This is a genomic window from Pseudomonas sp. NPDC087817 (assembly GCF_044742875.1).
In the GTDB taxonomy this organism is placed as follows: domain Bacteria; phylum Pseudomonadota; class Gammaproteobacteria; order Pseudomonadales; family Pseudomonadaceae; genus Aquipseudomonas.
On the sequence record NZ_JBIUVJ010000013.1, the window covers coordinates 1 to 23,764 of the forward strand.

Here is a 23,764-nt window from a genome sequence, read left to right on the forward strand (position 1 = left end):
CAAGGCCGATCACGGGCGGCCAGAAATGCACCGGCGAGTTTTTACTCTTTGCGGCGCAGGGTTCGGATCATAGCACCGGGGTTGCGGCTTAACCACGCAACAACTGTGTGGGATAGAGGTTCCAGAGCTGTTTGGAATAAATCACGATGCCAATATCAACTGACCCGCCACTGTGAACATCATCAGTGCGACCACCAGATCAAGAATCCGCCAGGTACTCGGCCGAGCCAGCCACGGAGCCAGCCATGCCGCGCCCAGCGCCAGGGTGAAAAACCACACCAGCGACGCACTCGCCGCGCCCACCACATAAGCGCCCGGCACCGATTGCTGGGCGCCGAGCGAGCCGATCAGCAAAACCGTATCCAGATAAACGTGCGGATTGAGCAGTGTCACTGCCAGCGCACTGAGCATCACTGCCCGCAATGAGCGCACGGTCTGGTTCTCGCCCTGATCCATACTCTGTTTCGAGCACGCCCGGCGCAGCGCCTGGCTGCCGTACCAGATCAGGAACACCGCGCCACCCCAACGTGCGACCGCGAGTAAGGTCGGGTTCTGCGCCAGTACGGTCGCCAGGCCGAACACCCCGGCGGCCACGAGCAACGCATCGCAGGCCACACACAGCGCAGCGACCGGCAAGTGATGCTCACGCCGCAGACTTTGCGCCAGGACAAACGCGTTCTGGGTGCCGATCGCCATGATCAACCCGAGCGCCACTAACAGACCATTCATATAGCTTTGCCACATAACGGTTACTCCGCGTTGGCTGCGAGATCACGCAGCACTTGCATGGCGCGTTCGGCGTCGGCCTGACCGACAAATAAATGGTCGTGGTAGTAACCGGCGATCACGTTGCAACTGATCCCGGCCTTGCCCAGTGCGGTGGCGAACGCCGCCGTCAGACCGACGGCTTCCAGCGCCGAATGCACGTTCAGCGTGATCCACGCGGCGACGTAGTCGAAACTGAAACCGGCCTTTTCAGCGTGGGAACGTTCGAGAATCACTGTCAGGCCTTCCTGTTCGCGAAAACTGCCAACAATCTCCAGATCATTGGGCATCCGCCCGTCGCGCAGGGTGCAGAACACGTATTCGCCGGCATTGAGCTGCGGACTCATGCTGCGCAGCAAAGTGCTGAGTGAGGTTTCGCCAGCCATTGGGGTAGTCCTTGATAAAGAGTGCTTGCTGGCTATTCTCCGGCTCAACGCGGTATAAGAAAAACCAATAGTGCTGATCGCTCATTAGGAAAACTGATGTTCGACTACAAATTGCTTTCCGCTCTGGCCGCCGTGGTCGAGCAGGCCGGATTCGAACGTGCCGCGCAGGTGCTGGGCCTGTCGCAATCGGCGATCTCGCAGCGGATCAAACTGCTGGAAGCGCGGGTCGGCCAACCGGTGCTGGTGCGCGGCACGCCACCGTCGCCGACGGACATTGGCCGGCGCCTGCTCAACCACGTTCAACAGGTGCGCCTGCTTGAGCGCGATCTGCAAACCCTCGTGCCGGCATTGGACGAAGAAGGATTGCCGGAACGCCTGCGCATTGCCCTCAATGCCGACAGCCTCGCCACTTGGTGGGCCGAGGCGGTGGGCGATTTCTGTGCCGAACAACATTTGTTGCTGGATCTGATCGTCGAGGACCAGACCGTTGGCCTCAAGCGCATGCGCGCTGGTGAAGTGGCGGCGTGTCTGTGTGCCAGTGAGCGCCCGGTGGCGGGCGCCCGTAGCGTTTTGCTTGGCGCGATGCGCTATCGGGCGTTGGCCAGTCCGGCTTTTATCGAACGGCATTTTCCCGATGGCGTGCGTGCCGAGCAGTTACCGCGTACGCCGGCGCTGGTATTCGGCCCGGACGATTTCCTCCAGCATCGGTACCTCGCATCACTGGGTGTCGACGGCGGATTCGAGCACCATTTATGCCCGTCCTCCGAAGGCTTCATCCGCCTGACCGAGGCCGGACTCGGCTGGGGCCTGGTGCCGGAACTGCAAGTGCACGAGCAGTTGCAGCGCGGGGCGTTGCGCGAGTTGTTGCCAGATAAAACGATCGACGTGCCTTTGTACTGGCATCATTGGCGCAACGGCGGTCAGTTGCTGGGCTTGTTGACCGAGCAGTTGGTGCGGTCTTCAGCACGATGGCTGGTGCCTTGGAAACAGCTATGAGCGTCAAGCTGCAAGCGGCAAGTTCAGCGCTGCGCACTGTTTTAAACTTGCAGCTGCAAGCTTGATGCTTGAGGCTGCTTTTCTGTTGGAGTTTTACATGAAAATTCTGGTCACCGGCGCAAGCGGCTTCATTGGCGGACGCTTTGCGCGTTTCGCCCTGGAGCAGGGCCTGGACGTACGGGTCAACGGTCGCCGGGCCGAAAGTGTTGAACATCTGGTGCGCCGTGGCGCCGAATTTGTCTCCGGCGACCTGACGGATCCGGACCTGGTGCGCGAACTCTGCGCCGACGTCGAAGCCGTGGTGCACTGCGCGGGCGCAGTTGGCTTGTGGGGCCGTTATCAAGACTTCCATCAGGGCAACGTGCAGGTCACCGAAAACGTTGTCGAGGCTTGCCTGAAGCAGCGAGTGCGGCGTCTTGTGCACTTGTCGTCGCCGTCGATCTACTTCGATGGCCGTGACCACTTCAACCTGACCGAAGAGCAAGTGCCCAAGCGCTTCAAGCATCACTATGCCGCGACCAAATATCTGGCCGAGCAAAAGGTCTTCGGCGCGCAGGAATTCGGTCTGGAAACCATCGCGCTGCGTCCGCGCTTCGTCACCGGTGCCGGCGACATGAGCATCTTCCCGCGTCTGCTCAACATGCAGCGCAAGGGGCGTCTGGCAATCATTGGCAACGGGTTGAACAAGGTCGATTTCACCAGCGTACACAACCTCAACGAAGCCATGCTCAGCAGTCTGCTGGCCGCCGGTTCCGCGCTCGGCAAGGCTTACAACATCAGCAACGGCGCACCTGTGCCGTTGTGGGATGTGGTCAATTACGTGATGCGCAAAATGGAAGTCCCGCAGGTCACCAAGTACCGTTCCTATGGGCTGGCCTATAGCGTCGCGGCGCTAAACGAAGGTGCGTGCAAGCTCTGGCCCGGGCGTCCGGAGCCAACCCTGTCGCGTTTGGGCATGCAAGTGATGAAAAAAAATTTCACCCTCGACATCAGTCGTGCCCGGCATTATCTGGACTACGATCCGAAAGTCAGCCTGTGGACGGCCCTCGACGAGTTCTGTGGCTGGTGGAAGGCTCAGGACATTCGCTGAAACGCATTGCAACGATTCGGCCGGCCGGCAATGAACCGCATCGCAGGTTGAGGGTCAATCCCTGCGGCTGCGGCGGTTATACTTCGCAGCATTTAGCCATCACCGCGTTTCACAAAGGTTGCCTCAATGTCCATGCGTAATGATGCCCACGACGATTTCGATGATGTTCCGAGCTTACGTGCTGACACCTTCGACGACGATGACATTCCGACCACCAGCCGCACCTCCGTGCACTCGCGCACGCCGCCTGTGGTCAAGGTCAAGGCCGCTAGCACCGGGCCGTTGTGGGCGCTGGTTGGCGCGCTGTTCTTTGCGTTCATCGGTCTGGCCTGGTGGAGCTTCCAGCAGATTTCGCTGATGGAACAGCAACTGGTGGCGACCCAGGAAAGTTTCGCGCGCATCAGTGAGGAAGCGGCGGGGCGCCTGCAAGACATTTCCGGCAAGGTCGTGGCCAGCCAGAGCAATGTCACCAGCGATAGCGAAGCCTTGAAGCTGCAGATCAAGCAGCTGGAAGGCAAGTTGCTCGATCAGAGCAAGCAGCAGCAAGGCGTGGCCGGTCAGGCCAGCGATCTGGACAAACGTCTGGCGCAGATGACCGCGCAGACCACCGAGCTGCAGAACGCCAATACCCAATTGCAGGCACAGGTCAAAGCCCTTGGCGCAGAACTGGCGACGGTGAAAAGTACGCCGGCTGATACCAGCAAGGTCGATGCGCAGCTCAAGGGCTTCGATGCCCAGTTCAAGAGCCTTGGCGCGGACATCGCGGCATTGAAGAAGCAGGGCAATCCGAGCGCGGCGATTGATCGTCTTGAGCAGGAAATCGTCGTCCTCAAAAGCGAACAGGACAACCGCCCGGCAGCGCCGCAGGGTGGCGGCAACACCGCCGAATTCGACGCTTTTCGCGCTCAGATGACCCGCAACATCAATACGCTTCAGGCGCAGATCCAGAACTTGCAACAGCAGATAAATGCCCGGCCATAAGCGCCGATCTTATGTCGAGTGGGCCTCTGTGGCGAGGGAGCTTGCTCCCGCTGGAGTGCGAAGCACTCCCCTGCATTCTTGCAGGTGAACCGAGTTAGCAGGGTTTACGACTGCTGCGCAGCCGAGCGGGAGCAAGCTCCCTCGCCACAGAGGCCGCAGAAAACTCTGGATTCAAGTTCAACTTCCTTATAACCCCAACCCGTCTACGCTCTTGAAACACCAACAGGAACGAGGGATGCGTCATGGGGTTTTTGCATAAGCTGGCCTGGGTCGGCGCGGTGCTGCTGATGTGTTTCGGCCAGGTCAACGCGGCGACAACGGAAAAGGATGACAGCAAGGCCGCCATCGCCCTGCTGGAAAAAGCGCTGGCCTATTACCACGACAACGGTGACAAGGCGCTCGCCGCGTTCAGCCGCCAGGGCGAATTCGTCGACAAGGATCGCTACGTGTTCGTGGTCGACACCAAAGGCGTGATGCTCGCGAGCGGCGGGCCATCGTCAGCCTTGATTGGCCGCGACGTCAGCGAAGTGCTGCCGGCGGATTTGCAGAAAGCATTCAAGGACGCCCTGAAAGTGCCTGAAGGTAACGGCATTCAACAGGCCGAATACCGCTGGCAGAACTGGGCCGACGGCAAGGTCGAACGCAAGCATGTGTTTTATCAGCGCATCGGCCAGCGGATTCTCGCCGTCGGTTATTACCTGCCACGAGCCTCGGCCGAGCAAGCCAAAGCGCTGCTCGACAAAGCCGCCACTGACCTGGGCAAAAACGAGAAAGGCACGCTGACGGCAATCAACTCGCTCAAGGGCGGCTACTTGCAGGACGACCTGTACGTGTTTGTCGTGGATCTCGATACCCAGCGCTACGTCGCCCACGGCACCAATCTGCGCCTGATCAACACCGACTTCAGCAAGATCAAGGACCCGGAAGGCAAACCGGTGGGCGAGCCGATTCTGGCGCTGATCGCCAAACAAGATGACGGCGAATACGAATACCGCTGGAAGAACCCGGTCACCGGCAAGATCGAGGACAAGCATGCCTACCTGAAGAAGGTCGGGCATTTCCTGGTGGCGGTGGGTTACTACAGTCCGTGAATGATCGGCCCTTGTAGGAGTGAGCCTGCTCGCGATGAGGGTGTGTCAGTCGACGTCATTGTTGTATGACACGCCCTCATCGCGAGCAGGCTCACTCCTACAGAGTTTCGTGGTGCTTGTTTTATTTGGCGCCGTGTTCGCGGCCGCGCAGCAGGTTGTTCGGCATCGCAATCGCCGCCGCCAGGCCCAGCAGCGACACCGCCGCACTGACCCACAGCAAATGCCGGAACGTTACCGCCAGCTCTGCGCGCAAGGCGTTTTGCGCCTCTCCCGGCGCGGCATTCAAACCATCCAGCAGCACATTGCCGGAATGGCCTTCGTTGATCAGCGAACTGCTCGCCAGATGGGCGAAACTCGAATCCTGCAACAACGCCAGCAACAGCGCCGACATCAATGCCACGCCCACCGCGCCGCCCAGTGAGCGGAAGAGGTTGGTGGTGCTCGTCGCCACACCGATGTCGCGCTGTTCCACCGAGTTCTGCGTGCCGACCAGTGAAGTCGGGAACTGCATGCCACTGGCGATGCCGCTGAGCAGCATGAACAGACCGCTCATCAAGGTTGCTTCGGGCGGACTGAAGGCCATGCCGAGAATCGAGATCGGCATCAGGATCGCGCCGGTCAGAATCTGTGGTTTGTAACGGCCGGTCACCGAGGTGCGACGCCCGGCGAAAAAAGCACCGATCGGCAGGCCCATGGCCAACGGCAGCAAATGCAATGCAGCACTGTCGGCGCCTGCGCCGGTGACCGTTTGAAAGCGCAATGGCATCAGCACGATCAGCGAAATCGCCTGGAAACTGGTGAAGAAAATCGTGCACCAGCACAGCAAGGCATTGCGATTGGCGAACAGGTGCATCGGCAGCAACGGTTCGCGCGCACGCCGTTCATGCCAGACAAAAATCGCCAACACCACTACCGCGCAAGCGAACAGCCCAAGCACTTCGCTGCTGCGCCACAAGTGGCCCTGACCGACCTCGGTGATGCCGAGCAACAACGCGGTCAGGCCGATGATCATCAGCACGGTGCCGAGGTAATCGATGATCGGTTTACGATTGGGAATCGGCAGCCCGCGCAGATTGCGATGGGCGACCCACCAGGCGCCGAGGCCCAGCGGCAAGTTGATCAGGAACACCCAGCGCCACGACAGGTATTCGGTCATGTAGCCGCCCAGCACCGGGCCGGCAACGCTCGCCATTGCATACATGCTGCTGAAGTAACCCTGATAGCGCCCGCGTTCGCGCGGCGGCACGATGTCGCCGATGATCGCCTGACTCACCGAAATCATCCCGCCGGCGCCGATGCCCTGAAGGATCCGCGCCAGCACCAGTTGCTCCATGTTCTGGGCCATGCCACAGAACAGCGAGGCGAGGGTGAACAGGCCCATACCGAACAGCATCAGTTTGCGTCGCCCGTACAAATCGCCGAGCTTGCCGTAGATCGGCACCGCCACAGTCATTGCCACCATGTACCCGGAAATCACCCAGGCCAGCAGGTTGACGTCTTTGAACTGAGCGGAAATGGCCGGCATCGATACGGCGACGATGGTCTGGTCCAGCGCGCCAAGAAAGATCGCCATCATCAGCGCGACCAGCACGCTGCGAATGGCCGGTTTGGGCGTTTCGGGGTGATTGAGATTGGTCACGGGCGAACCTGCGGGCATTGATTGACCCGCAAGGCGAGGGCGAGCGGGTAAGTGCTCGCCAGTGTAAGTCGGTAGCAGGCTATTCGATAGCCTCATAAGGAAGTCCGACGTAATTTTCTGCAATGGTTTTTCGGCCCGCTTCTGAACTGACAAAGTAGTCCAGTTCCGAGGCACTGATGCGTTGGCTGAACGCATCGTGGTCATCGAAGCGATGCAGCATCGAGGTCATCCACCAGGAAAACCGCTCGGCTTTCCACACCCGGCGCAGGCAGATCTCGGAGTATTTCTCCAGCAGATCGGTGCGACCGTCGCGGTAAGTCCTCAATAGAATATTGAACAACGTGCTGACGTCGCTGGCGGCCAGATTCAAACCCTTGGCGCCGGTGGGAGGGACGATATGCGCCGCGTCACCGACCAGAAACATCCGTCCGTACTGCATCGGCTCGACGACAAAACTGCGCAGCGGCGCGATGCTTTTTTCGATGGACGGGCCGGTGACCAGTTTCTCCGCCAGCTCCGCAGGCAGGCGCGTTTTCAGCTCATCCCAGAAGCGCTGATCACTCCAGTCGTCTACGTTTTCATCCGCAGGCACTTGTAGGTAGTAACGGGTGCGAACCGCCGAACGCATGCTGCACAGGGCGAAGCCGCGTTCGTGGCGGGCATAGACCAACTCGTCATGCATCGGCGGGGTGTCGGCCAGAATCCCCAGCCAGCCAAACGGATAAACCCGCTCGAAGACCTTCAGGCAGTCATCAGGAATCGACTGCCGAGCGACGCCATGGAAGCCGTCGCAACCGGCGATGTAATCGCAATCGACGCGCCAGGTTTCACCGTTCCTTTCAAACGTGACAAAGGCTTCGTCGCTTTTCATGCCGTGGGGAACGACATTGCTCACTTCATAAAACGACAGCGCTCCAGCCTCCCGACGAGCGGCCATGAGGTCGCGGGTGACTTCGGTCTGGCCGTAGATCATCACGGTCTTGCCGCCGGTCAATGCCTGCAGATCGATGTGTACCTGACGCCCGTCCAGCGCCAGATCGAAACCGCCATGCACCAGTCCTTCGGCGTCCATCCGCTGACCCACGCCTGCCTGACGCAACAGCTCTACCATGCCCTGTTCAAGCACGCCGGCACGGATTCGGCCGAGGACATAATCGGGGGTCTGACGTTCGAGGATGAGGGTGTCGATGCCAGCGTTGTGCAGCAACTGGCCGAGGAGTAATCCGGACGGGCCGGCGCCAATGATGGCGACTTGGGTTTTCAGCGTTTTCATTGTTTTTATGGCTCGCAAGCTTCACGCGACCAGGGCCGGTGAATATTTTTTATGGATCGAGTGCTTGCATTTTTCCCTTGCGGGTCTGTCAATTGAAGGTGAAAACTGAGCCGATACCTGTACATTCTGCCAATCGGTGCGATTATCGCCCGCAAGACAAGAGGCCTGGATTGAAGTGATGAACAAGCCCGAGCTGCCTTCGATTCCGGTGTTCAAGCTCTACGGTGAAAGCCTGGACTGGCCGACCCCTGACTTGCTGCACTGTGAAACCATTTCCTCACGCAGTCGCGAACATCAATGGGAAATCAAACCCCACCGCCATGCTGATCTGTGTCAGCTGCTCTTCGTTTTCAAAGGTCAGGCAGAGCTTGAGATCGAAGGCCAGCGCACACAACTGCACACGCCTGCAATTCAAGTCCTGCCACCGCTGTCGGTGCATGGCTTTCGTTTTTCCGAAGACGTCGAAGGGTTCGTCGTCACGCTGGCAACGCCGCTGATCAATCACCTGCAGGCGCAACTGGGTGATGCCGTGCATGCGCTGGCCCGAGCCGAAAGCTATCCGGCGGGCAAGGACGGCGATTACTTGAACAGCCTGTTTACGGCGTTGCAGGCCGAGTACAACGGCCATCAACCGGCGCGGGAAATGCTCATGCATTCGCTGGTCAGTGTGATCATGGTCTGGGTCAGTCGTCAGGCCATCGTGCGCCATAACGCCAGCCAGCGACCACAGCGCCAGCGCGAGTACCTCAATGGGTTTATTCAACTGGTGGAAGAGACTTATCGCCAGCATGTGAAGGTCGAGGATCTCGCGCATCGGCTGGGGATTTCGGTGTCGCACCTCAACGGCACCTGCCGTGAACTGGCGGGGCAACCGGCGTTGCAGATCATGCACGAGCGTCAGCTGCTGGAAGCCAAGCGCTTGCTGACGTACACCAGCATGACGATTTACGAAATGTCGGAATTGCTGGGGTTTTCCGATCCGACCAACTTCACGCGCCTGTTCCGGCGCAGGGTGGGGATATCACCGAAGGCTTTCCGCGACCGGCTGAAGGCCGAGCAGTAATTTCATAACCACCACAAAAACCTGTGAAAGCTGGCTTGCCAGCGATAGCGGTGGCCCAGTCACCTTCAATGGTGAATGTCAGACCGCAATCGCTGGCAAGCCAGCTCCCACAGGTAATGAGTCAGCCTCAGCCTCAGCGCAATGCGTTCAGCGTGGCATTGTGCGGAATGCAGCGCTCGAAGTTGCAGCTTGCATACTCGCGCGGCAGCTGTCGCAGCTGTTCGACCCGCCAGGCGGCGGTGCCGTACAGCGCCAGCGTGGCGGCGCAGGTGATGAAAATCGCGACGTACCTTCTTGTTTTGATGTTCATGGCGTAGACCTCTGAACGACATACCCTGCGGTATTACTTTCAGCATAGGTCAGCGGTGGGGAGTTGCCAGCGAGTGTGCTTGAGCTTGTAACCGGCCATTCAGCACGCTGATAGCCCCCCTGTAGGAGTGAGCCTGCTCGCGATAGCGGAGTGTCAGGTAACCTCTATCCGACGGACACACCGCTATCGCGAGCAGGCTCACTCCTACAGGGGATCGGATTTACAGATCAACGTCCCATTGCGGATGCTCTGGAAAGCGCTCTACCAGAAAATCCAGCATGCTGCGCAGCGCCGCCGGCATGTGCTTGCGCGAGGCATAGACCGCATAGATGTTCATCTGACGCGGCTCAGCCTGCGGCAGCAAGCGAATCAACTCTCCTGAATGAATATGCACCCCGGCCTGATACGTCGGCAGCATCGCCACGCCCGCGCCGGCCAGCGTCGCGCGCAACAAGGTGCTGGCCTCGTTGGCGCTGATATTGCCCTGCACCGGCACCGAAACCGGTTCACCATCCTCTTCGAAATGCCACAGGCTTTTGCCGAAATACGAGTGAGTCAGGCAATTGTGCCGGCTCAGTTCTTCAACTCGCTGCGGCGCCGGATGCTCTCGCAGATAGGCCGGGGAGGCGCACACCACCGAGCGGCACACGGTCAGGCGCCGGGCGATCAGGTTCGGGTCCAGATCATTACTGGTGCGGATCGCCAGGTCGATCCGCTCATCCACCAGATTCACCGTTCGATCGAGCATTTGCATGTCGATACTCACGCCTGGCTGGCGCTTGACGTAAGCCGCCATCGCATCGGCCAGTTGCGCCTGGCCGAACGAGGTGCTGACGCTGATCCGCAGGAGTCCGCGCGGCGCATCGTGGGGTTCGCTGACGGCGGCCTGCATATCGGTCGACAGTTCAATCATCTGTCGGCAACGCGGCAGGATTTCACTGCCGGCGGCAGTCAGGCTCAATTTGCGCGTGGTGCGGTGCATCAGACGCGCGCCGACCCAGTCCTCCAGCTCCGCCAGATAACGCGACACCACCGGGCGTGAGAGATCCAGATGATCGGCCGCCGCCGACTGGCTGCCCAGGTCCACCACCGTGACAAACACCCGCATTGCTTGGAGACGATCCATGATTTGCCCGCTTTCAGAAACAAACTATGTTCAAGCATCGCATTTTTTGTACTGAGTCAGGCAACTAAGCTCTGTCCCATCGCCAGACATGGCATTCGGACACCGGAGCAACAGATGATCGGTTTCACCACACTCAAACGCGTTCTACTCGCCACCGCTTCCCTTGGCTTTGCCGCGCATGCCGCCGCTGCCAACCTGACCCTGGATGTCTACAACCCGGGCACCAACGCCATCTTTCCGGTGACCTCGGTACTGGTCAGCGGCGCAAAAGACGCGATCCTCGTCGATGCGCAATTCGGCAAATCCCAGGCCGAGCAAGTGGTGGAAAAGATCCGCGCCAGCGGTAAGCACCTGACCACCATTTACATCAGCCACGGTGATCCGGACTACTACTTCGGCCTCGACACCCTGACCAAAGCCTTCCCCGACGCCAAGGTACTGGCCTCGCAACCGACCGTGGATCACATCACCAAAACCGTCGCAGGCAAACTGGCGTTCTGGGGTCCGAAAATGGGCGCCGACGTGCCAGCGAAAACCATCGTGCCGGGCGTGCTCAAGGGCGACAGCCTGATGCTCGAAGGGCAGAAATTGCAGGTGGTCGGCCTTGACGGCAAACAACCGGATCGCAGCTTCGTGTGGATTCCATCGCTCAAGGCTGTGGTCGGTGGCGTGGTTGTCGCCGAGAACATCCATGTCTGGATGGCCGATACCCAGACCGCGCAATCCCACGCCGACTGGCTGCAAACCCTGCACTCGATCGAAACCCTCAAGCCGAAAACCGTGGTGCCGGGGCATTACCTGGGTGAAAGCAGCCGCTCGCTGGCCAGCGTGAAATTCACCGCCGACTACATTAAGGCTTTCGATCAGGAAACGGCCAAGGCCAAAGACTCCGCTGCGCTGATCGCGGCAATGAAAAAGCGCTACCCGACACTGGGCGAGGAGAGCTCGCTGGAGCTGAGCGCGAAAGTCGCCAAGGGCGAAATGCAGTGGTAAGCCGAATCTGAAAACGCAGCACTCTCAAGCCAACTGGAGAATGTCATGAGCAAGATCGCAATCATTGGTGCCACCGGCCGTGCCGGTAGCCAACTGCTGGAAGAAGCCCTGCGTCGCGGCCATAGCGTTACTGCTATCGCCCGCGATACTTCGAAGATCGGCGCCCGCGCCGGTGTGGTCAGCAAGAATGTCGATGTGCTGGATGCGGCGGCGCTGCAAGATGCCGTTGCCGGGCACGATGTCGTGATTAGCGCCGCGCACTTCGCCACGGTGCCGGCCAGCGCGATTGTCGGGCCGGTGAAACAGGCGGAGGTGAAGCGTCTGTTGGTGGTCGGCGGTGCCGGTTCACTGTTGTTGCCGGATGACACACGGGTGATCGACAGCGCAGGCTTCCCGGCGGAGTACAAAGCAGAGGCCAGTGCGGGTGCGGCGTTTCTTGAGGCGTTGCGTCAGGAGCAGGAGCTGGACTGGACCTTCCTGTCGCCCTCGGCGGAGTTTGTTGAAGGTGAGCGCACGGGGAGTTTCCGTGTCGGCCAGGATCATCTGCTGGTGAGTGCCGAGGGGCGTAGCTGGATTACCTTTGCTGATTACGCGATTGCGCTGATCGACGAAGTGGAAACGCCGAAGCATTCACGCCAGCGGTTTACTGTCGGATATTGATGCTCCGCACGTTCTAATTGTAGGAGTGAGCCTGCTCGCGATAGCGGTGTGTCAGTCGAAGTAAATGGCACTGACTCACCGCTATCGCGAGCAGGCTCACTCCTACAGGGGAATATGGTGTTTCAGCGGGTATGCGCCTGCTCCACCAACCAGATCATCAATTCCTCCAGCTGCGGCGACGGTTCCGTGGCGTGTGGCAGCACCACGAAATACGCCAGCCCCGTCTTCACCTTCAACTCAAACGGCATCACCAGTCGTCCGGCACGCAAGTCATCGCCGATCAACGACCAGTCGCCGATCGCCACTCCCGTCCCGTGCGACGCCATCGACATCGCTTGATCCAGCGTCTCGAAATGCTGGCCCATGTTCACGTTATTGAGCTGCAACTCCGCCGCCGTCAGCCACACCTTCCAGTCCTTCGTGTCGGCAGTCGGATGTAGCAACAAGTGCTGTTGCAGATCGGCCAGCTCGGACAACGCTGGCGGGCCTTTCAACAATGCCGGTGAACAGACCGGGGTCAGTTGTTCATCGAACAGATGCAGCGCGGTCGCCGAGTTATCCGGTGGCGTTCCATAAATCACCGCCGCATCGAATTGCTCGCGTTGAAAGTCGACGCCATGCGCCAGTGTGGTGGTCAGCTTGACCGGCACATCCGGGCGCTCTTTCTGCCACTGCAGCAGGCGCGGCACCAGCCAGCGCATCACACAGCTCGGCGCCTTGAGTTGCAGGGTTTCGCGTTTGAGGCCGATCTGCTCGGTGGCTTCGCTGATCAGGCCGAACACCTTCTCCACCCGTGGCAGCCATTCGCGTCCTTCGGCCGTCAGTTCCAGACCTCGGGCCAGGCGAATGAACAGCTCATACCCCAGATGATCTTCCAGCCCGGCAATCTGCCGGCTCACCGCGCCTTGGGTGATGTGCAACTGCTCGGCGGCCCGGGTGAAGTTGCAGCACTGCGCGGTGATCAGAAACGTATGCAGGGCGGGCAGGGGTGGCAGTCGTTTCATGTGGATCCAAGGTATGACGTGAGGACATGGCTAGTATGACTTTTAATCGATTGTTGCGGCTACCTGCCCACCGTTCAATGAGCCCATTGAAGGGCCCTTTGTAGGAGTGAGCCTGCTCGCGATAGCGGTGTGTCAGTCACCGTAATGTTGAATGCGAAGACGCCATCGCGAGCAGGCTCACTCCGACACAAAGGCCTTGTGTCTCAAATGAACAAGAAGGGCAATGACATGGCGACGTGTGGCGAAGTACTGGTCAAGTTACTCGAAGGTTACGGGGTCGAGCAGGTGTTCGGGATTCCCGGCGTGCACACCGTGGAGCTGTATCGCGGGCTGGCCCGTTCGAGCATCAACCACGTCACCCCACGGCATGAGCAAGGCGCCGGTTTCATGGCTGACGGCTACGCCCGCACCAGCGGCAAACCGGGGGTGTGCTTCATCATCACCGGGCCGGGCATGACCAATATCACCACGGCGATGGGCCAGGCCTACGCCGACTCGATCCCGATGCTGGTGATCTCCAGCGTACAGACCCGCAACCAGTTGGGCGGCGGCCGTGGCAAGCTCCACGAGCTGCCGAACCAGAGCGCATTGGTCGGCGGCGTTGCTGCGTTTTCCCACACGCTGATGTCGGCGTCGGAGTTACCGGGCGTTCTCGCTCGCGCATTCGCTTTGTTCCAGGCCGGGCGCCCGCGTCCGGTGCACATCGAGATCCCGCTGGACGTGTTGGTGGAAGAGGCCGATGACTTGCTCGCAAGCGTCCCGGTCAACATCGACCGCGCCGGTGCCGCACCCGCTGCCGTCAGCCGCATGAGCGAGTTGCTGGCCGGCGCTCAACGCCCACTGATCCTCGCCGGTGGCGGTGCCATCGATGCAGCTGCCGAACTCACCGAACTGGCCGAACTGCTCGATGCTCCGGTGGCGCTGACCATCAACGCCAAAGGCATGTTGCCGTCCAGCCATCCACTGCTGATCGGCTCGACGCAAAGCCTGCTCGCCTCTCGCGCACTGGTCGCCGATGCCGACGTGGTGCTGGCGATTGGCACCGAACTGGCCGAGACCGACTACGACGTGACATTCGCCGGCGGTTTCGAAATTCCCGGCAAGCTGCTGCGCATCGACATCGATGCCGACCAGACCGTGCGCAACTATCCGCCGCACGTCGCCCTGGTTGCCGACTCGCGCAACGCCGCACAAGCGCTGCTCAGCGCGTTGTCGCACAAGCCGCTGGCCGAACGTCGCAACGATTGGGGCCAGGTGCGTGCAGCGCGTCTGCGTGATGATCTGGCCGCAACCTGGGATGCACCAACACTGGCGCAGACGCGTTTCCTCGAAACCGTGCTGCACGAATTGCCCGATGCAGTGTTCGTCGGCGACTCCACGCAACCGGTGTACACCGGCAACCTCACGTTCAACCCGGAGCGGCCGCGCCGCTGGTTCAACTCGTCCACCGGTTACGGCACCCTCGGTTACGCCTTGCCGGCGGCCATCGGCGCGTGGCTCGGCGGCAGCATCGAGGGCGGCACTCGTCCGCCAGTGGTGTGCCTGATCGGCGACGGTGGTTTGCAATTCACCCTGCCGGAACTGGCCAGCGCCGTGGAGGCGCGCACCCCGGTGATCGTCCTGCTGTGGAATAACCAGGGCTACGAAGAAATTAAAAAGTACATGGTCAACCGCGCCATCGAGCCGGTCGGCGTCGACATCTACACCCCGGACTTCATTGGGGTGGCCAAGGCGCTGGGCTGCGCTGCCGAAGCGATCAGCTCGGTGGAGCAACTGCGCGGCGCGCTGCGTGCGGCGACGGATCGTCAAGGCCCGACGCTGATTGAAATCGACCAGAACCAGTGGATGCAGGCGGTGAACAAATGATCAGTTTCCCAACCACCCTCGATGGCCTCTACATCAACGGCCAATGGTCTGCTGGCCGCGAGCATTTGCGGGTGATCAACCCGGCCACTGAAGCGCTGCTGACCACGGTCAATGGCGGTGAAGAACAAGCCGTACAGCAAGCCGTGACCGCTGCCACTGACGCGTTCAAGACCTGGTCACAAACCACCGGCACCGAACGCGCTGTGATCCTGCGCAACATCGCCAACGGCGTGCGCAACGGTCGTGATCACTTGATGAAGTTGCAGTCGAGCAACAATGGCAAACCGCAATTCGAAGCGGCCATCGACGTCGATGACGTGATTGCCACCTTCGAATACTACGCCGGGTTGGCCGAAGGCCTCGATGCAAAACTCGACAGCAACGTGGCGCTGCCCAGCGACGATTTCAGTGCGCGTCTGCGTCGCGAGCCGTGCGGTGTGGTCGGGCTGATCGTGCCGTGGAATTTCCCGATGGTCACCACCGCGTGGAAACTCGCCCCGGCCCTGGCCGCCGGTTGCTGCGTGGTGCTCAAACCGTCGGAAGTCACGCCGCTGCCGGAGCTGGAACTGGCGGCGATCATTGCCGAGTCCGGTCTGCCCAAAGGCGTGTTCAACGTTGTTTGTGGTACCGGTCTGGCGGTGGGCGCGCCGCTGTCCGCCGATCCGCGCATCGCCAAAATCTCTTTCACCGGCAGCAACGCTGTTGGCGTTCAGGTGATGCAGCGTGCGGCGGAAACCGTGAAGGGCGTGAGCCTCGAACTGGGTGGAAAATCGTCGTTGCTGGTGCTGGAAGATGCCGACCTGGATCTGGCCGTGGAGCTGGCCTGCGGCGGCGGTTTCTTCAACGCCGGACAGATGTGCTCGGCCACCAGCCGCGTGCTGGTCGCTGAAGAGCTGGAAGAGCAATTCCTCAGCCGTCTGCAAAAGCGTGCCCAGGCGATTCGCGTGGCTGACCCGTTCGACCCCGACGTGGAGATGGGCGCACTGGTCAACCAGGCGCAATACCAGCGCGTGCTCGGCCACATCGACCGTGGTCTGAGCGCCGGAGCGAAGCTGTTGTGTGGCGGTAATCGTCCGGCGCATTTGCCTCGCGGCTATTTTTTGCAGCCGACCGTGTTCACCGACGTGCCCCTCGACAGTGCGCTGTGGTGCGAAGAGATTTTCGGCCCGGTGCTGTGCGTGCGCAGTTTCCGCAACGAAGCCGAAGCGATCGCGCTGGCCAACGACAGCCAGTTCGGTCTGGTCGCCAGTGTGGTGACGCGTAACGCCGAGACCGCTGACCGTGTCGCCAACGCCTTGCAGGCGGGGCTGGTGTGGCTCAACGCGCCGCAAGTGATCTTCCCGCAGACGGCGTGGGGCGGTTACAAGCAGAGCAGCATCGGCCGCGAATTGGGGCCGTGGGGCCTGGCCGCGTTTCAGGAAATCAAACACGTGATCCGGGCGCTCTGAAACGCCCGAAAAAGGTCAGCGCATGCCTCGCAACGAGGCATGCGTTGGTGTCATGGCTTCAATGAGTTTTTATCGATAGTCAGGTGTTTTGCACGACCTCAGGATGAACCCGTCGGCAGCGCTAAAGCCCTTCTAATACGGGGCCTGGCGCGGATCCGGCCGCGCGGATGCAACGGTTGCGACCAACCTCATACTTAAAAAAACAAAGGGAGTCCGTCATGGGCGAGCACGATCTGAACAGGCGTCAATTCATTAAAACCGTTGGCGTGGCGTCGGTGGCGGCAGCCGCCATGAGCATGCCCTTCATCCGGGCGAGCGCCAGCGACACGCGTTTCGCCGGCAAGACCCTGCGTTTGCTGACCTGGTCGGATGACACCGGCCTCGCCGCACTGCGCAACATCGCCGCGACGTTCGAAGCCAAGACCGGCGTCAAGGTGATCGCCGATCGCACCGGCAGCACCTCGGAAATGGTCGCCAAACTCAAGGCTGGCGGTGACCGTCCGCAGTACGACATCATCACCCTGGCCGGGGTTGGCGCCGAAGGTCTGGCCGCCGCCGGGCTGCTGGAAAAACCTGATCTCAACCGCATTCCCAATCTGGTCGACGTACCGGAAAAATACCGCACCGGCGCCAATGGTCACGGCATCGGTTACCTGCTGTGGTGCAACAGTCTGGTCTACAGCACCCGCACCCTCAAACAGGCACCGGACAGTTACGCCGCGCTGTGGGACGCCGATCTGGCACCGAACATTTTCCTGCCGCCGCCGAACTGGACCGAGGCCATGGACCTGATCATCATCGCCGCGAAACTCGCCGGCGGTGACGAGCACAACATCGAGCCGGGCTTCAAGAAACTCGCTGAACTCAAGGACCGCGTGGTGACGTTGGGCGAGAACCCGAACCAGATCGCCGAACTGTTCCGCACCGGTTCGCTGGACATGGGCGGGCTGTACGCCCCGGCGTTTTTCCCGAAACAGATCCGCGATCCTAACTACGGCCTCGGCGCCACGTTCGGCATGAAGGAAGGTTTCTACACCGACCTGATGCTCTCGGTGATGCCGAAAAATCGTCCGGGCGACACTGATCTGGCCTACGCCTTTATCGACCACTCTCTCGACCCGCTGGTGCAGGGCAAGATGGCCGAAGACATCTTCAACGGACCGGTCAACGCCAAGGCGATCATCTCCGCCGAAGCGCGCAAGAGCCCGTTCATTCTCACGCCCGAGCAGATTGCCGAGAAGGCGATCATGCACGACAACGCCTTCCTGGCGACCGTGCATGACCAATGGATTCGTCGCTATACGGAAATCTTTTCTTCCTGATCCGAATACAAACCTTCAGAACACCGCAAATCCCTGTGGGAGCTGGCTTGCCAGCGATGACGGCCTTCCTGTCGACAATGATGTCACTGACAGATTGCTATCGCTGGCAAGCCAGCTCCCACAGGGGGCGCGGTGCTTTGGAGACCTGTGTTTGTCAGTTGTTTTCCATTGACGAGATCATTGCTATGGAACATCAATCCCTGACCCAACCGGTCGGCGCCGCTGACGTGCGCCCGGCGCGCGGTGTTTCGCCGACGGCCCGGGCGTGGTTATTTCTTACGCCTTCGATGCTGTTTCTCGGCGTGCTGATCGCCGCCAGCCTGCTGGTGTTGCGCATGAGCGTCGGCACCAAAGGCGCGGAATGGAGCGGGTTCAGCCTCGCCAGTTACGCGCAATTGCTCGAACCCTATTACCTGAAATCCTTGCTGCTGACCTTGCGTCTGGCGCTGATCAGCGCGGTGATCGCCGTGGTGCTGGCGATCCCGGTGGCGTACACCATGTCGCGTTTGACGTCGCCGTTTCTGCGGCGGATTTTCCTCGCCGCCGTGCTGCTGCCGTTGCTGGTCAATCTGTTGCTGCAAAGCTACGGCTGGCTGGTGATTCTCGGCCCCGGTGGCATGCTCAATCAGGCGCTGATGGGACTCGGCCTGATCAAGCGCCCGATCATGTTGCTGTACAACCAGAACGGCGTGCTGATGGGCCTGGTGCAGACCGCGTTTCCGCTGGCCGTGCTGCCGATCGCCAGTGCCATGCGCGGTGTCGCACGTTCATACGAAGAGGCCGCCGCGACCCTCGGCGCCAGTCGTTTTCAGGTGTTCCGTCAGGTGGTGTTGCCGATGAGCCTGCCGGGGATCATCACTGGCGCGACGCTGGTGTTCGCCTACAACGCCAGCAGTTTTGTCGTGCCATTGCTGCTCGGTGGCCGGCGCGTGCCGATGCTCGCAGTGATGGTGCATGACCAGATCGCCCCGCTGATGAACTGGCCCGCCGCGTCTGCGGCCGGGGTGGTGCTGATCGTCACCACGCTAGCGATCATGACCTTGTCCGAATACATCACCGGCCGCCGTCGCCGGTTGCTGGAGGCTTCGCAATGAGTGCCCTGACCAAGAAGCGCATGGCGCTGCTGCCGGGCGATACCGGCAAGTTTGCCGGGATCCTTTCCGGGTTCATTTTGCTGCTGGCGGTGTTGCCGATCCTGACCATGATCGTGATGTCGTTCAGCGGTGCGTCGAACCTCGACTTTCCGCCGAGCAGCTATAGCCTGCAATGGTACAAAGCGGCGTGGCACACCTTCGTGTCGCCTGACGCCAGTGATGTGTTGAGCCTCGGTCAGGCGATGACCACCAGCCTGCTGGTGTCGTGCCTGACCATGGTCTTCGCCACGCTGATCGCGGTGCCGGCGGCGTATGCGCTGACCCGCTGCGAGTTCCGTGGCAAAGCCGTGGCGCTGCAATTGATGTCGCTGCCGCTGGTGTTCCCGATGGTGGTGTTGGGCCTGGCGTTGCTGCTGGTGTTCGACAGCCTGCCGTTCCACATGACCACGTCGCGGCTGGTGATTGCCCACGTGATTCTGGCGCTGCCGTTCGTGGTGAAAAACTGCACGGCGGCGATGCTGTCCATCGGCAGTGAAGTCGAAGAAGCCGCGCGCATGCTCGGCGCCTCGCCATTGCGGGCGATTGTCGATGTGGTGGTGCCGTTGATGAAGTCGGGAATTCTGGCGGGCATGCTGCTGGCGTTCATCGTCTCGTTCAACGAATTCACCGTGACCTATTTCCTCTACACCATCGACGTCATGACCGTGCCGATCTGGATGTACAGCCGCACCGTGTCATCGCTCGACCCTACCGTGTTCTCGTTTGCCGTGCTGATCGTGCTGATCGACTTCGTCCTGATCTGGGCGCTGGAGAAACTGGTGGGCGAGGGCGGCGTTTCCTTTTGATTTGAGGTGCAACATGACTGGTCTGATTCTGGAAAACGTCGAGAAATTCTACGGCTCGGCTTGCGCGGTACAAGACGTCAACCTGCATTTGCCGGAAGGCAAACTGGTGTGTTTCCTCGGCCCTTCGGGGTGTGGCAAAACCACTTTGCTGCGGATGATCGCCGGGCTGGAAACCCTCAGCGGCGGGGAAATTCGCCTGGACGGCGAAGACATCGGCCATACCCCGGCGCATCTGCGCAACTTCGGTATGGTGTTCCAGTCGCTGGCATTGTTCCCGCACATGACCGTCGGCGAGAACATCGCCTACCCGCTGAAACTGCGCGGGGTGAGCAAGGCCGATCAGCAGGCGCGGGTGGTGGAGTTACTGGAACTGATCCAGTTGCAGGCGATGATCGACCGGCCGGTGGCCAAGCTCTCCGGCGGTCAACGCCAACGCGTGGCGATTGCCCGGGCGATTGCTTCGCACCCGAAAATCCTCTTGCTCGACGAACCGCTGTCGGCGCTCGATGCCAAATTGCGCGAGTCGATGCAGGTGGAAATCCGCCAACTGCAACAACGCCTGAACATCACCACGATCATGGTTACCCACGATCAGCGTGAGGCCATGACCATGGCCGATATCGTCGTGGTATTGGGCGAGCACAAGGTGCAGCAGGTCGGTACGCCGATTGAAATCTATCGGCATCCGGCCAACGAATTCGTCGCTGACTTCATCGGTTCGGGCAACATCTTCCCGGCCACGGTGCTGGGCGACGGCAAGGTCAGCCTGCCGGGTGGTGATGCGCTGCAAGTGCCGATCTGCAGCAGCATCGTGGTCGGGCAGAAAGTGAAAATGCTGATCCGTCCGGAAGACCTGCAACTGTCCGCGCCGCAGGCAACGGCGGGGAATCGATTGCTTGGCAAAGTGACGTTTGTACGTGATATCGGCGCGACCATCGAGACCACGGTGGAGTGTTCCGGGGTGACGTTTACGGCGTTGAGTACGCCGTGTCAGGGGATTGGCTTGGGGATCGGGCATCCGGTGTCGGTGACGTTGCCGGCTGAGGCGTGTCGGGTACTCGGTGCCTGATTTTGGATTGAGGTTGTCTTGACTGGCCCCATCGCTGGCAAGCCAGCTCCCACAGGTTTTTCGGGTGAGCACAAATTCTGTGTTCAGCATAAAACCCTGTGGGAGCTGGCTTGTCAGCGATGGCGTCAGTCGACACAGCGCAATGTCGGTATCAGACCGACAGCCGCAACCGTGCCAGATCCCTTAACGGTGGCGCACCAAACAAGCGGCTGTACTCGCGGCTGAACTGCGAAGGACTTTCATACCCCACCCGATACCCCGCCGCCGACGCTTCCAGCCCTTCGGCCAACATCAAACGCCGCGCCTCTTGCAAGCGTAGTTGCTTCTGATATTGCAGCGGACTCATCGCCGTCATCGCCTTGAAGCGGTGATGCAAGGTCGACACGCTGAGGTTCACTTCCTTGGCCAGATCATCAATGCGCAATGGCTGTTCGAAGTTGCCGTTGAGCCACTTGATCGCCTGGCTGATACGGTGACTCTGGCTGTTGGCAATCGCGATCTCATACAAACGATGGCCCTGCGGACTGCGCAGCAGGCGATAGAGAATCTCCCGGCGAATCAGCGGCGCGAGCATGGCGATGTCTTTCGGTGCATCGAGCAAACGCGCCAGACGCAGCACGGCATCGAGCATCGAACTGTCGATCTGTTCGACGTACAAACCCCGTCCGGTCGGCCGGGTCGGCACGCCCATGGGGCCGGCGTCGGCGATCAGTGCGGTGATTTCCGCCGGGTCGATATCCAGGCGAACCGCGAGGATCGGCTCCTGCGGCGAAACATTGACCACACGCCCACTCAACGGCATCGAAACCGATACCACCAGATAATTCAGCGGATCGTAATTGAAGTACTCATCGGCCAGACGCACTTCTTTGCGACCCTGCGCCATGATGCACAGCGCCGGTTGCGCGAGCACCGGGGCAAAGTCGTGGGATTGGGTGTGGCGCGACATGAACAGCGAGCCGATGGCGGTCTCATAGCTGCCATCGTCGGTGGTGTTGCGGCGGATGATTGCCGCCAGTTCCGCGCGCTGTTTTTCCATGTCGGCGTCGGGCGGGGCTTGAAAACGATCGAATGACGTCATGCACGGCATCCTCGGCAGGGGAGGTGGAATGGAGCAGAGCATATGTTTGTGCAAGCGAGAGCGGTAGACACATCCTGCGAAATGCTTGCCTGATTCTGCTTGGGGTTACCAGCGTGCCCAGCCATAACGGGACGCCGACCGGCAAACTTGCATGATCGGCGTATGACAGCGGTATGACACGGATTTACAGGTTGTTACACGTCCTGTTTGCAGTCTCGCAGGATTGTGCAATGCGGCGGCAGGAATCGACTAACGGCGTCGGTCATCCGGCCCTTAACCTTGGATCCTGTCGCAGCCCGTCCCCCGGCTGCCACGCGACTCCCTGGGAGGGTTGAACATGTCCAAGCAGATTCCCGTCAGTCATATGGCCTTCGTTCGAGCGCGCGCCGGGCGTTCGGCGGAACTCGGTGTACGCCTCAGCGCGTTGATCGAACCGTCGCGTGCCGCCCCCGGTTGCCTGAGCTTTGCCTTGCAGCATTCGCAGTGTGATCCCGAGTTGTGGCTGGTCTCCGGGTTCTGGAGCAATCAGCAGATGATGACCGCGTACTTCAACAGCCCGTCGATGGAAATCTTCGCCGAGCTGGTGCAGGACCTGGTGGTCAACAGTCTGGATTTCCACACGTTCAAGGATGTCTCGGCGGCGCAAGCCCTCGGCCAATGCCCGGCACCGGTACACAAACTCGCCGGTTGAGGGTTTAATGTCCGGCTTAATTGACTGAGCCAGGACTTGCGACATGGCACGTAAAGAGTTCGAACGTTTTGAAGCAGTATCCGCAGTCGTCCCCGTCGAACTGGGTGGCAACAAGGGTTATCACGCGGCAATCGCGGTCAAGGCCCTGGTCGATGGCGGTGCACCACGCTTTCACAAACTGCTGGATGATCAGGTGTTCCCCGGCGCCATCGCTGCCGACGAGGCCGCCATCAATGAGCTGGATAAACTCAAGGGCGTCACTGACGACGCCGAGTTGATCTGGTAACGCGTTACCTGGTTGCGCCCGGACGCCACATCTTGAACAGGGCCTCAGGCCCCAGCTGGAAATAATCCGCCGGCCCGCCGCCGCGCAGAATCGGTTCTGCCGCGGCGGTGTCGTAGATGCCGTCCTTCAACAGCCACTTGGCGATATGCACGGCGACCACTTCGCCGAGGATCAGCCAGCTCGGCACCGTCTCGCCGTCGGCACGCTGCAACTGAATGATCTGCGTGACCTTGCACTCGAAGGACACCGGGCTTTCGGCGACCCGTGGCACTGAAATCACTTTCGACGCCACCGTGGTCAGTCCCGCCAACTCGAATTCGTTGACCTCAGGCGCGACCATCGCGCAGCTCTGGTTCATTTGTTCGGCGAGTGGGCGGGTGGCGAGGTTCCAGACGAATTCGCCGGTCTGCTCGATGTTGTTCAGGCTGTCTTTGCGCCCGACACTGGAGAAACCAATGATCGGCGGAATGTAGTTGAACGCATTGAAGAAACTGTACGGCGCCAGGTTCAACTGGCCATTGGCATCCTGCGAGGAAATCCAGCCGATGGGGCGTGGGCCGACGATGGCGTTGAACGGATCGTGGGGCAGGCCGTGGCCATTGGCGGGTTCGTAGAAGTGGATGTCATCGGGCATGGCTGGGGCTCTTGGAGATGGCTGGATCAGGTGGCCAATAGTGCAAGCACG

Annotated in this window: 24 protein-coding genes; 15 read left to right on the forward strand and 9 right to left on the reverse strand. The window is 60.5% G+C overall.

The annotated features are described in order from the left end of the window. Window positions 1–141: 141 nt before the first annotated feature. Complete coding sequence (locus ACIONG_RS12370) at window positions 142–744, reverse strand: LysE/ArgO family amino acid transporter (RefSeq protein ID WP_401299658.1); 603 nt, start codon at window positions 742–744, stop codon at window positions 142–144. A gap of 5 nt (window positions 745–749) precedes the next feature. Then, window positions 750–1,151 (reverse strand): ACT domain-containing protein, encoded by a 402-nt coding sequence (locus tag ACIONG_RS12375; protein ID WP_213026446.1) that lies wholly within the window; start codon window positions 1,149–1,151, stop codon window positions 750–752. 96 nt (window positions 1,152–1,247) lie between these two features. On the opposite strand from ACIONG_RS12375, the gene ACIONG_RS12380 reads away from it, so the two are divergent. The 4 genes from ACIONG_RS12380 (at window position 1,248) to ACIONG_RS12395 (ending at window position 5,309) form a co-directional block, all read left to right on the forward strand. Next, complete coding sequence (locus ACIONG_RS12380; protein ID WP_401299663.1) at window positions 1,248–2,147, forward strand: LysR family transcriptional regulator ArgP; 900 nt, start codon at window positions 1,248–1,250, stop codon at window positions 2,145–2,147. A gap of 97 nt (window positions 2,148–2,244) precedes the next feature. After that, on the forward strand, window positions 2,245–3,237 hold the full coding sequence (locus ACIONG_RS12385; protein WP_103305515.1) for an NAD(P)-dependent oxidoreductase: 993 nt from the start codon (window positions 2,245–2,247) through the stop codon (window positions 3,235–3,237). Window positions 3,238–3,363: 126 nt separating this feature from the next. Next, complete coding sequence (locus ACIONG_RS12390; protein ID WP_213026444.1) at window positions 3,364–4,218, forward strand: ATPase; 855 nt, start codon at window positions 3,364–3,366, stop codon at window positions 4,216–4,218. Between the two features lie 242 nt (window positions 4,219–4,460). Continuing rightward, window positions 4,461–5,309, forward strand: coding sequence for a cache domain-containing protein (locus ACIONG_RS12395; protein ID WP_103305517.1), 849 nt, complete (start codon window positions 4,461–4,463; stop codon window positions 5,307–5,309). A 121-nt stretch (window positions 5,310–5,430) separates the two neighbouring features. Here the strand turns inward: ACIONG_RS12395 and ACIONG_RS12400 are convergent, their stop codons facing one another. After that, window positions 5,431–6,948 carry an MDR family MFS transporter gene (locus ACIONG_RS12400; protein WP_401299668.1) on the reverse strand — a complete coding sequence of 506 codons (1,518 nt, stop codon included), beginning with the start codon at window positions 6,946–6,948 and terminating at the stop codon, window positions 5,431–5,433. Window positions 6,949–7,027: 79 nt separating this feature from the next. After that, window positions 7,028–8,221 carry a 4-hydroxybenzoate 3-monooxygenase gene (gene pobA, locus ACIONG_RS12405; protein WP_401299671.1) on the reverse strand — a complete coding sequence of 398 codons (1,194 nt, stop codon included), beginning with the start codon at window positions 8,219–8,221 and terminating at the stop codon, window positions 7,028–7,030. Window positions 8,222–8,399: 178 nt separating this feature from the next. Between pobA and ACIONG_RS12410 the strand changes: the two genes are divergently transcribed. Then, window positions 8,400–9,284 (forward strand): helix-turn-helix domain-containing protein, encoded by an 885-nt coding sequence (locus ACIONG_RS12410; protein WP_103305520.1) that lies wholly within the window; start codon window positions 8,400–8,402, stop codon window positions 9,282–9,284. Window positions 9,285–9,417: 133 nt separating this feature from the next. Here the strand turns inward: ACIONG_RS12410 and ACIONG_RS12415 are convergent, their stop codons facing one another. Beyond that, complete coding sequence (locus ACIONG_RS12415; protein WP_007912636.1) at window positions 9,418–9,594, reverse strand: hypothetical protein; 177 nt, start codon at window positions 9,592–9,594, stop codon at window positions 9,418–9,420. A gap of 220 nt (window positions 9,595–9,814) precedes the next feature. After that, entirely contained in the window at window positions 9,815–10,720 is a 906-nt protein-coding gene (locus ACIONG_RS12420) for a LysR family transcriptional regulator (protein WP_218276682.1), read from the reverse strand. A 114-nt stretch (window positions 10,721–10,834) separates the two neighbouring features. On the opposite strand from ACIONG_RS12420, the gene ACIONG_RS12425 reads away from it, so the two are divergent. Together ACIONG_RS12425 and ACIONG_RS12430 are read left to right on the forward strand one after the other, a co-directional pair. Further along, the gene (locus ACIONG_RS12425) at window positions 10,835–11,713 is read left to right on the forward strand and encodes an MBL fold metallo-hydrolase (protein ID WP_103305522.1); all 879 of its coding nucleotides are present in this window, start codon (window positions 10,835–10,837) and stop codon (window positions 11,711–11,713) included. A 45-nt stretch (window positions 11,714–11,758) separates the two neighbouring features. Beyond that, window positions 11,759–12,373 carry an NAD(P)-dependent oxidoreductase gene (locus ACIONG_RS12430; protein WP_401299676.1) on the forward strand — a complete coding sequence of 205 codons (615 nt, stop codon included), beginning with the start codon at window positions 11,759–11,761 and terminating at the stop codon, window positions 12,371–12,373. A gap of 122 nt (window positions 12,374–12,495) precedes the next feature. Here the strand turns inward: ACIONG_RS12430 and ACIONG_RS12435 are convergent, their stop codons facing one another. After that, window positions 12,496–13,377, reverse strand: coding sequence for a LysR substrate-binding domain-containing protein (locus ACIONG_RS12435; protein WP_401299679.1), 882 nt, complete (start codon window positions 13,375–13,377; stop codon window positions 12,496–12,498). A 228-nt stretch (window positions 13,378–13,605) separates the two neighbouring features. Between ACIONG_RS12435 and ACIONG_RS12440 the strand changes: the two genes are divergently transcribed. From ACIONG_RS12440 to ACIONG_RS12465, 6 genes are all read left to right on the forward strand, one after another. Then, a complete protein-coding gene (locus tag ACIONG_RS12440; RefSeq protein WP_401299796.1) occupies window positions 13,606–15,243 on the forward strand; it encodes a 5-guanidino-2-oxopentanoate decarboxylase in 1,638 nt (545 codons plus the stop codon). Next, window positions 15,240–16,691, forward strand: a complete 1,452-nt coding sequence (locus ACIONG_RS12445; RefSeq protein WP_401299682.1) for an aldehyde dehydrogenase family protein — start codon at window positions 15,240–15,242, stop codon at window positions 16,689–16,691. Before ACIONG_RS12440 ends, ACIONG_RS12445 begins: the two co-directional genes overlap by 4 nt. A 218-nt stretch (window positions 16,692–16,909) precedes the next feature. Then, window positions 16,910–18,013: an ABC transporter substrate-binding protein gene (locus ACIONG_RS12450; protein ID WP_401299685.1), complete on the forward strand. Its 1,104-nt coding sequence runs from the start codon at window positions 16,910–16,912 to the stop codon at window positions 18,011–18,013. Window positions 18,014–18,198: 185 nt separating this feature from the next. Continuing rightward, a complete protein-coding gene (locus tag ACIONG_RS12455) occupies window positions 18,199–19,107 on the forward strand; it encodes an ABC transporter permease (RefSeq protein ID WP_401299688.1) in 909 nt (302 codons plus the stop codon). Beyond that, the gene (locus ACIONG_RS12460) at window positions 19,104–19,952 is read left to right on the forward strand and encodes an ABC transporter permease (protein ID WP_213026437.1); all 849 of its coding nucleotides are present in this window, start codon (window positions 19,104–19,106) and stop codon (window positions 19,950–19,952) included. The genes ACIONG_RS12455 and ACIONG_RS12460 overlap by 4 nt, the downstream gene beginning before the upstream one ends. A 13-nt stretch (window positions 19,953–19,965) precedes the next feature. Then, window positions 19,966–21,021 (forward strand): ABC transporter ATP-binding protein, encoded by a 1,056-nt coding sequence (locus ACIONG_RS12465; RefSeq protein WP_103305529.1) that lies wholly within the window; start codon window positions 19,966–19,968, stop codon window positions 21,019–21,021. 151 nt (window positions 21,022–21,172) lie between these two features. Here the strand turns inward: ACIONG_RS12465 and ACIONG_RS12470 are convergent, their stop codons facing one another. After that, the gene (locus tag ACIONG_RS12470) at window positions 21,173–22,102 is read right to left on the reverse strand and encodes an AraC family transcriptional regulator (RefSeq protein WP_213026435.1); all 930 of its coding nucleotides are present in this window, start codon (window positions 22,100–22,102) and stop codon (window positions 21,173–21,175) included. Between the two features lie 337 nt (window positions 22,103–22,439). On the opposite strand from ACIONG_RS12470, the gene ACIONG_RS12475 reads away from it, so the two are divergent. Further along, entirely contained in the window at window positions 22,440–22,793 is a 354-nt protein-coding gene (locus tag ACIONG_RS12475) for a putative quinol monooxygenase (protein ID WP_213026434.1), read from the forward strand. 43 nt (window positions 22,794–22,836) lie between these two features. Further along, a complete protein-coding gene (locus ACIONG_RS12480; protein ID WP_401299694.1) occupies window positions 22,837–23,079 on the forward strand; it encodes a hypothetical protein in 243 nt (80 codons plus the stop codon). A 4-nt stretch (window positions 23,080–23,083) separates the two neighbouring features. Here ACIONG_RS12480 and ACIONG_RS12485 read toward each other — a convergent pair whose 3' ends face one another. Next, on the reverse strand, window positions 23,084–23,713 hold the full coding sequence (locus ACIONG_RS12485; protein ID WP_123530027.1) for a flavin reductase family protein: 630 nt from the start codon (window positions 23,711–23,713) through the stop codon (window positions 23,084–23,086). Between the last annotated feature and the right edge of the window lie 51 nt (window positions 23,714–23,764).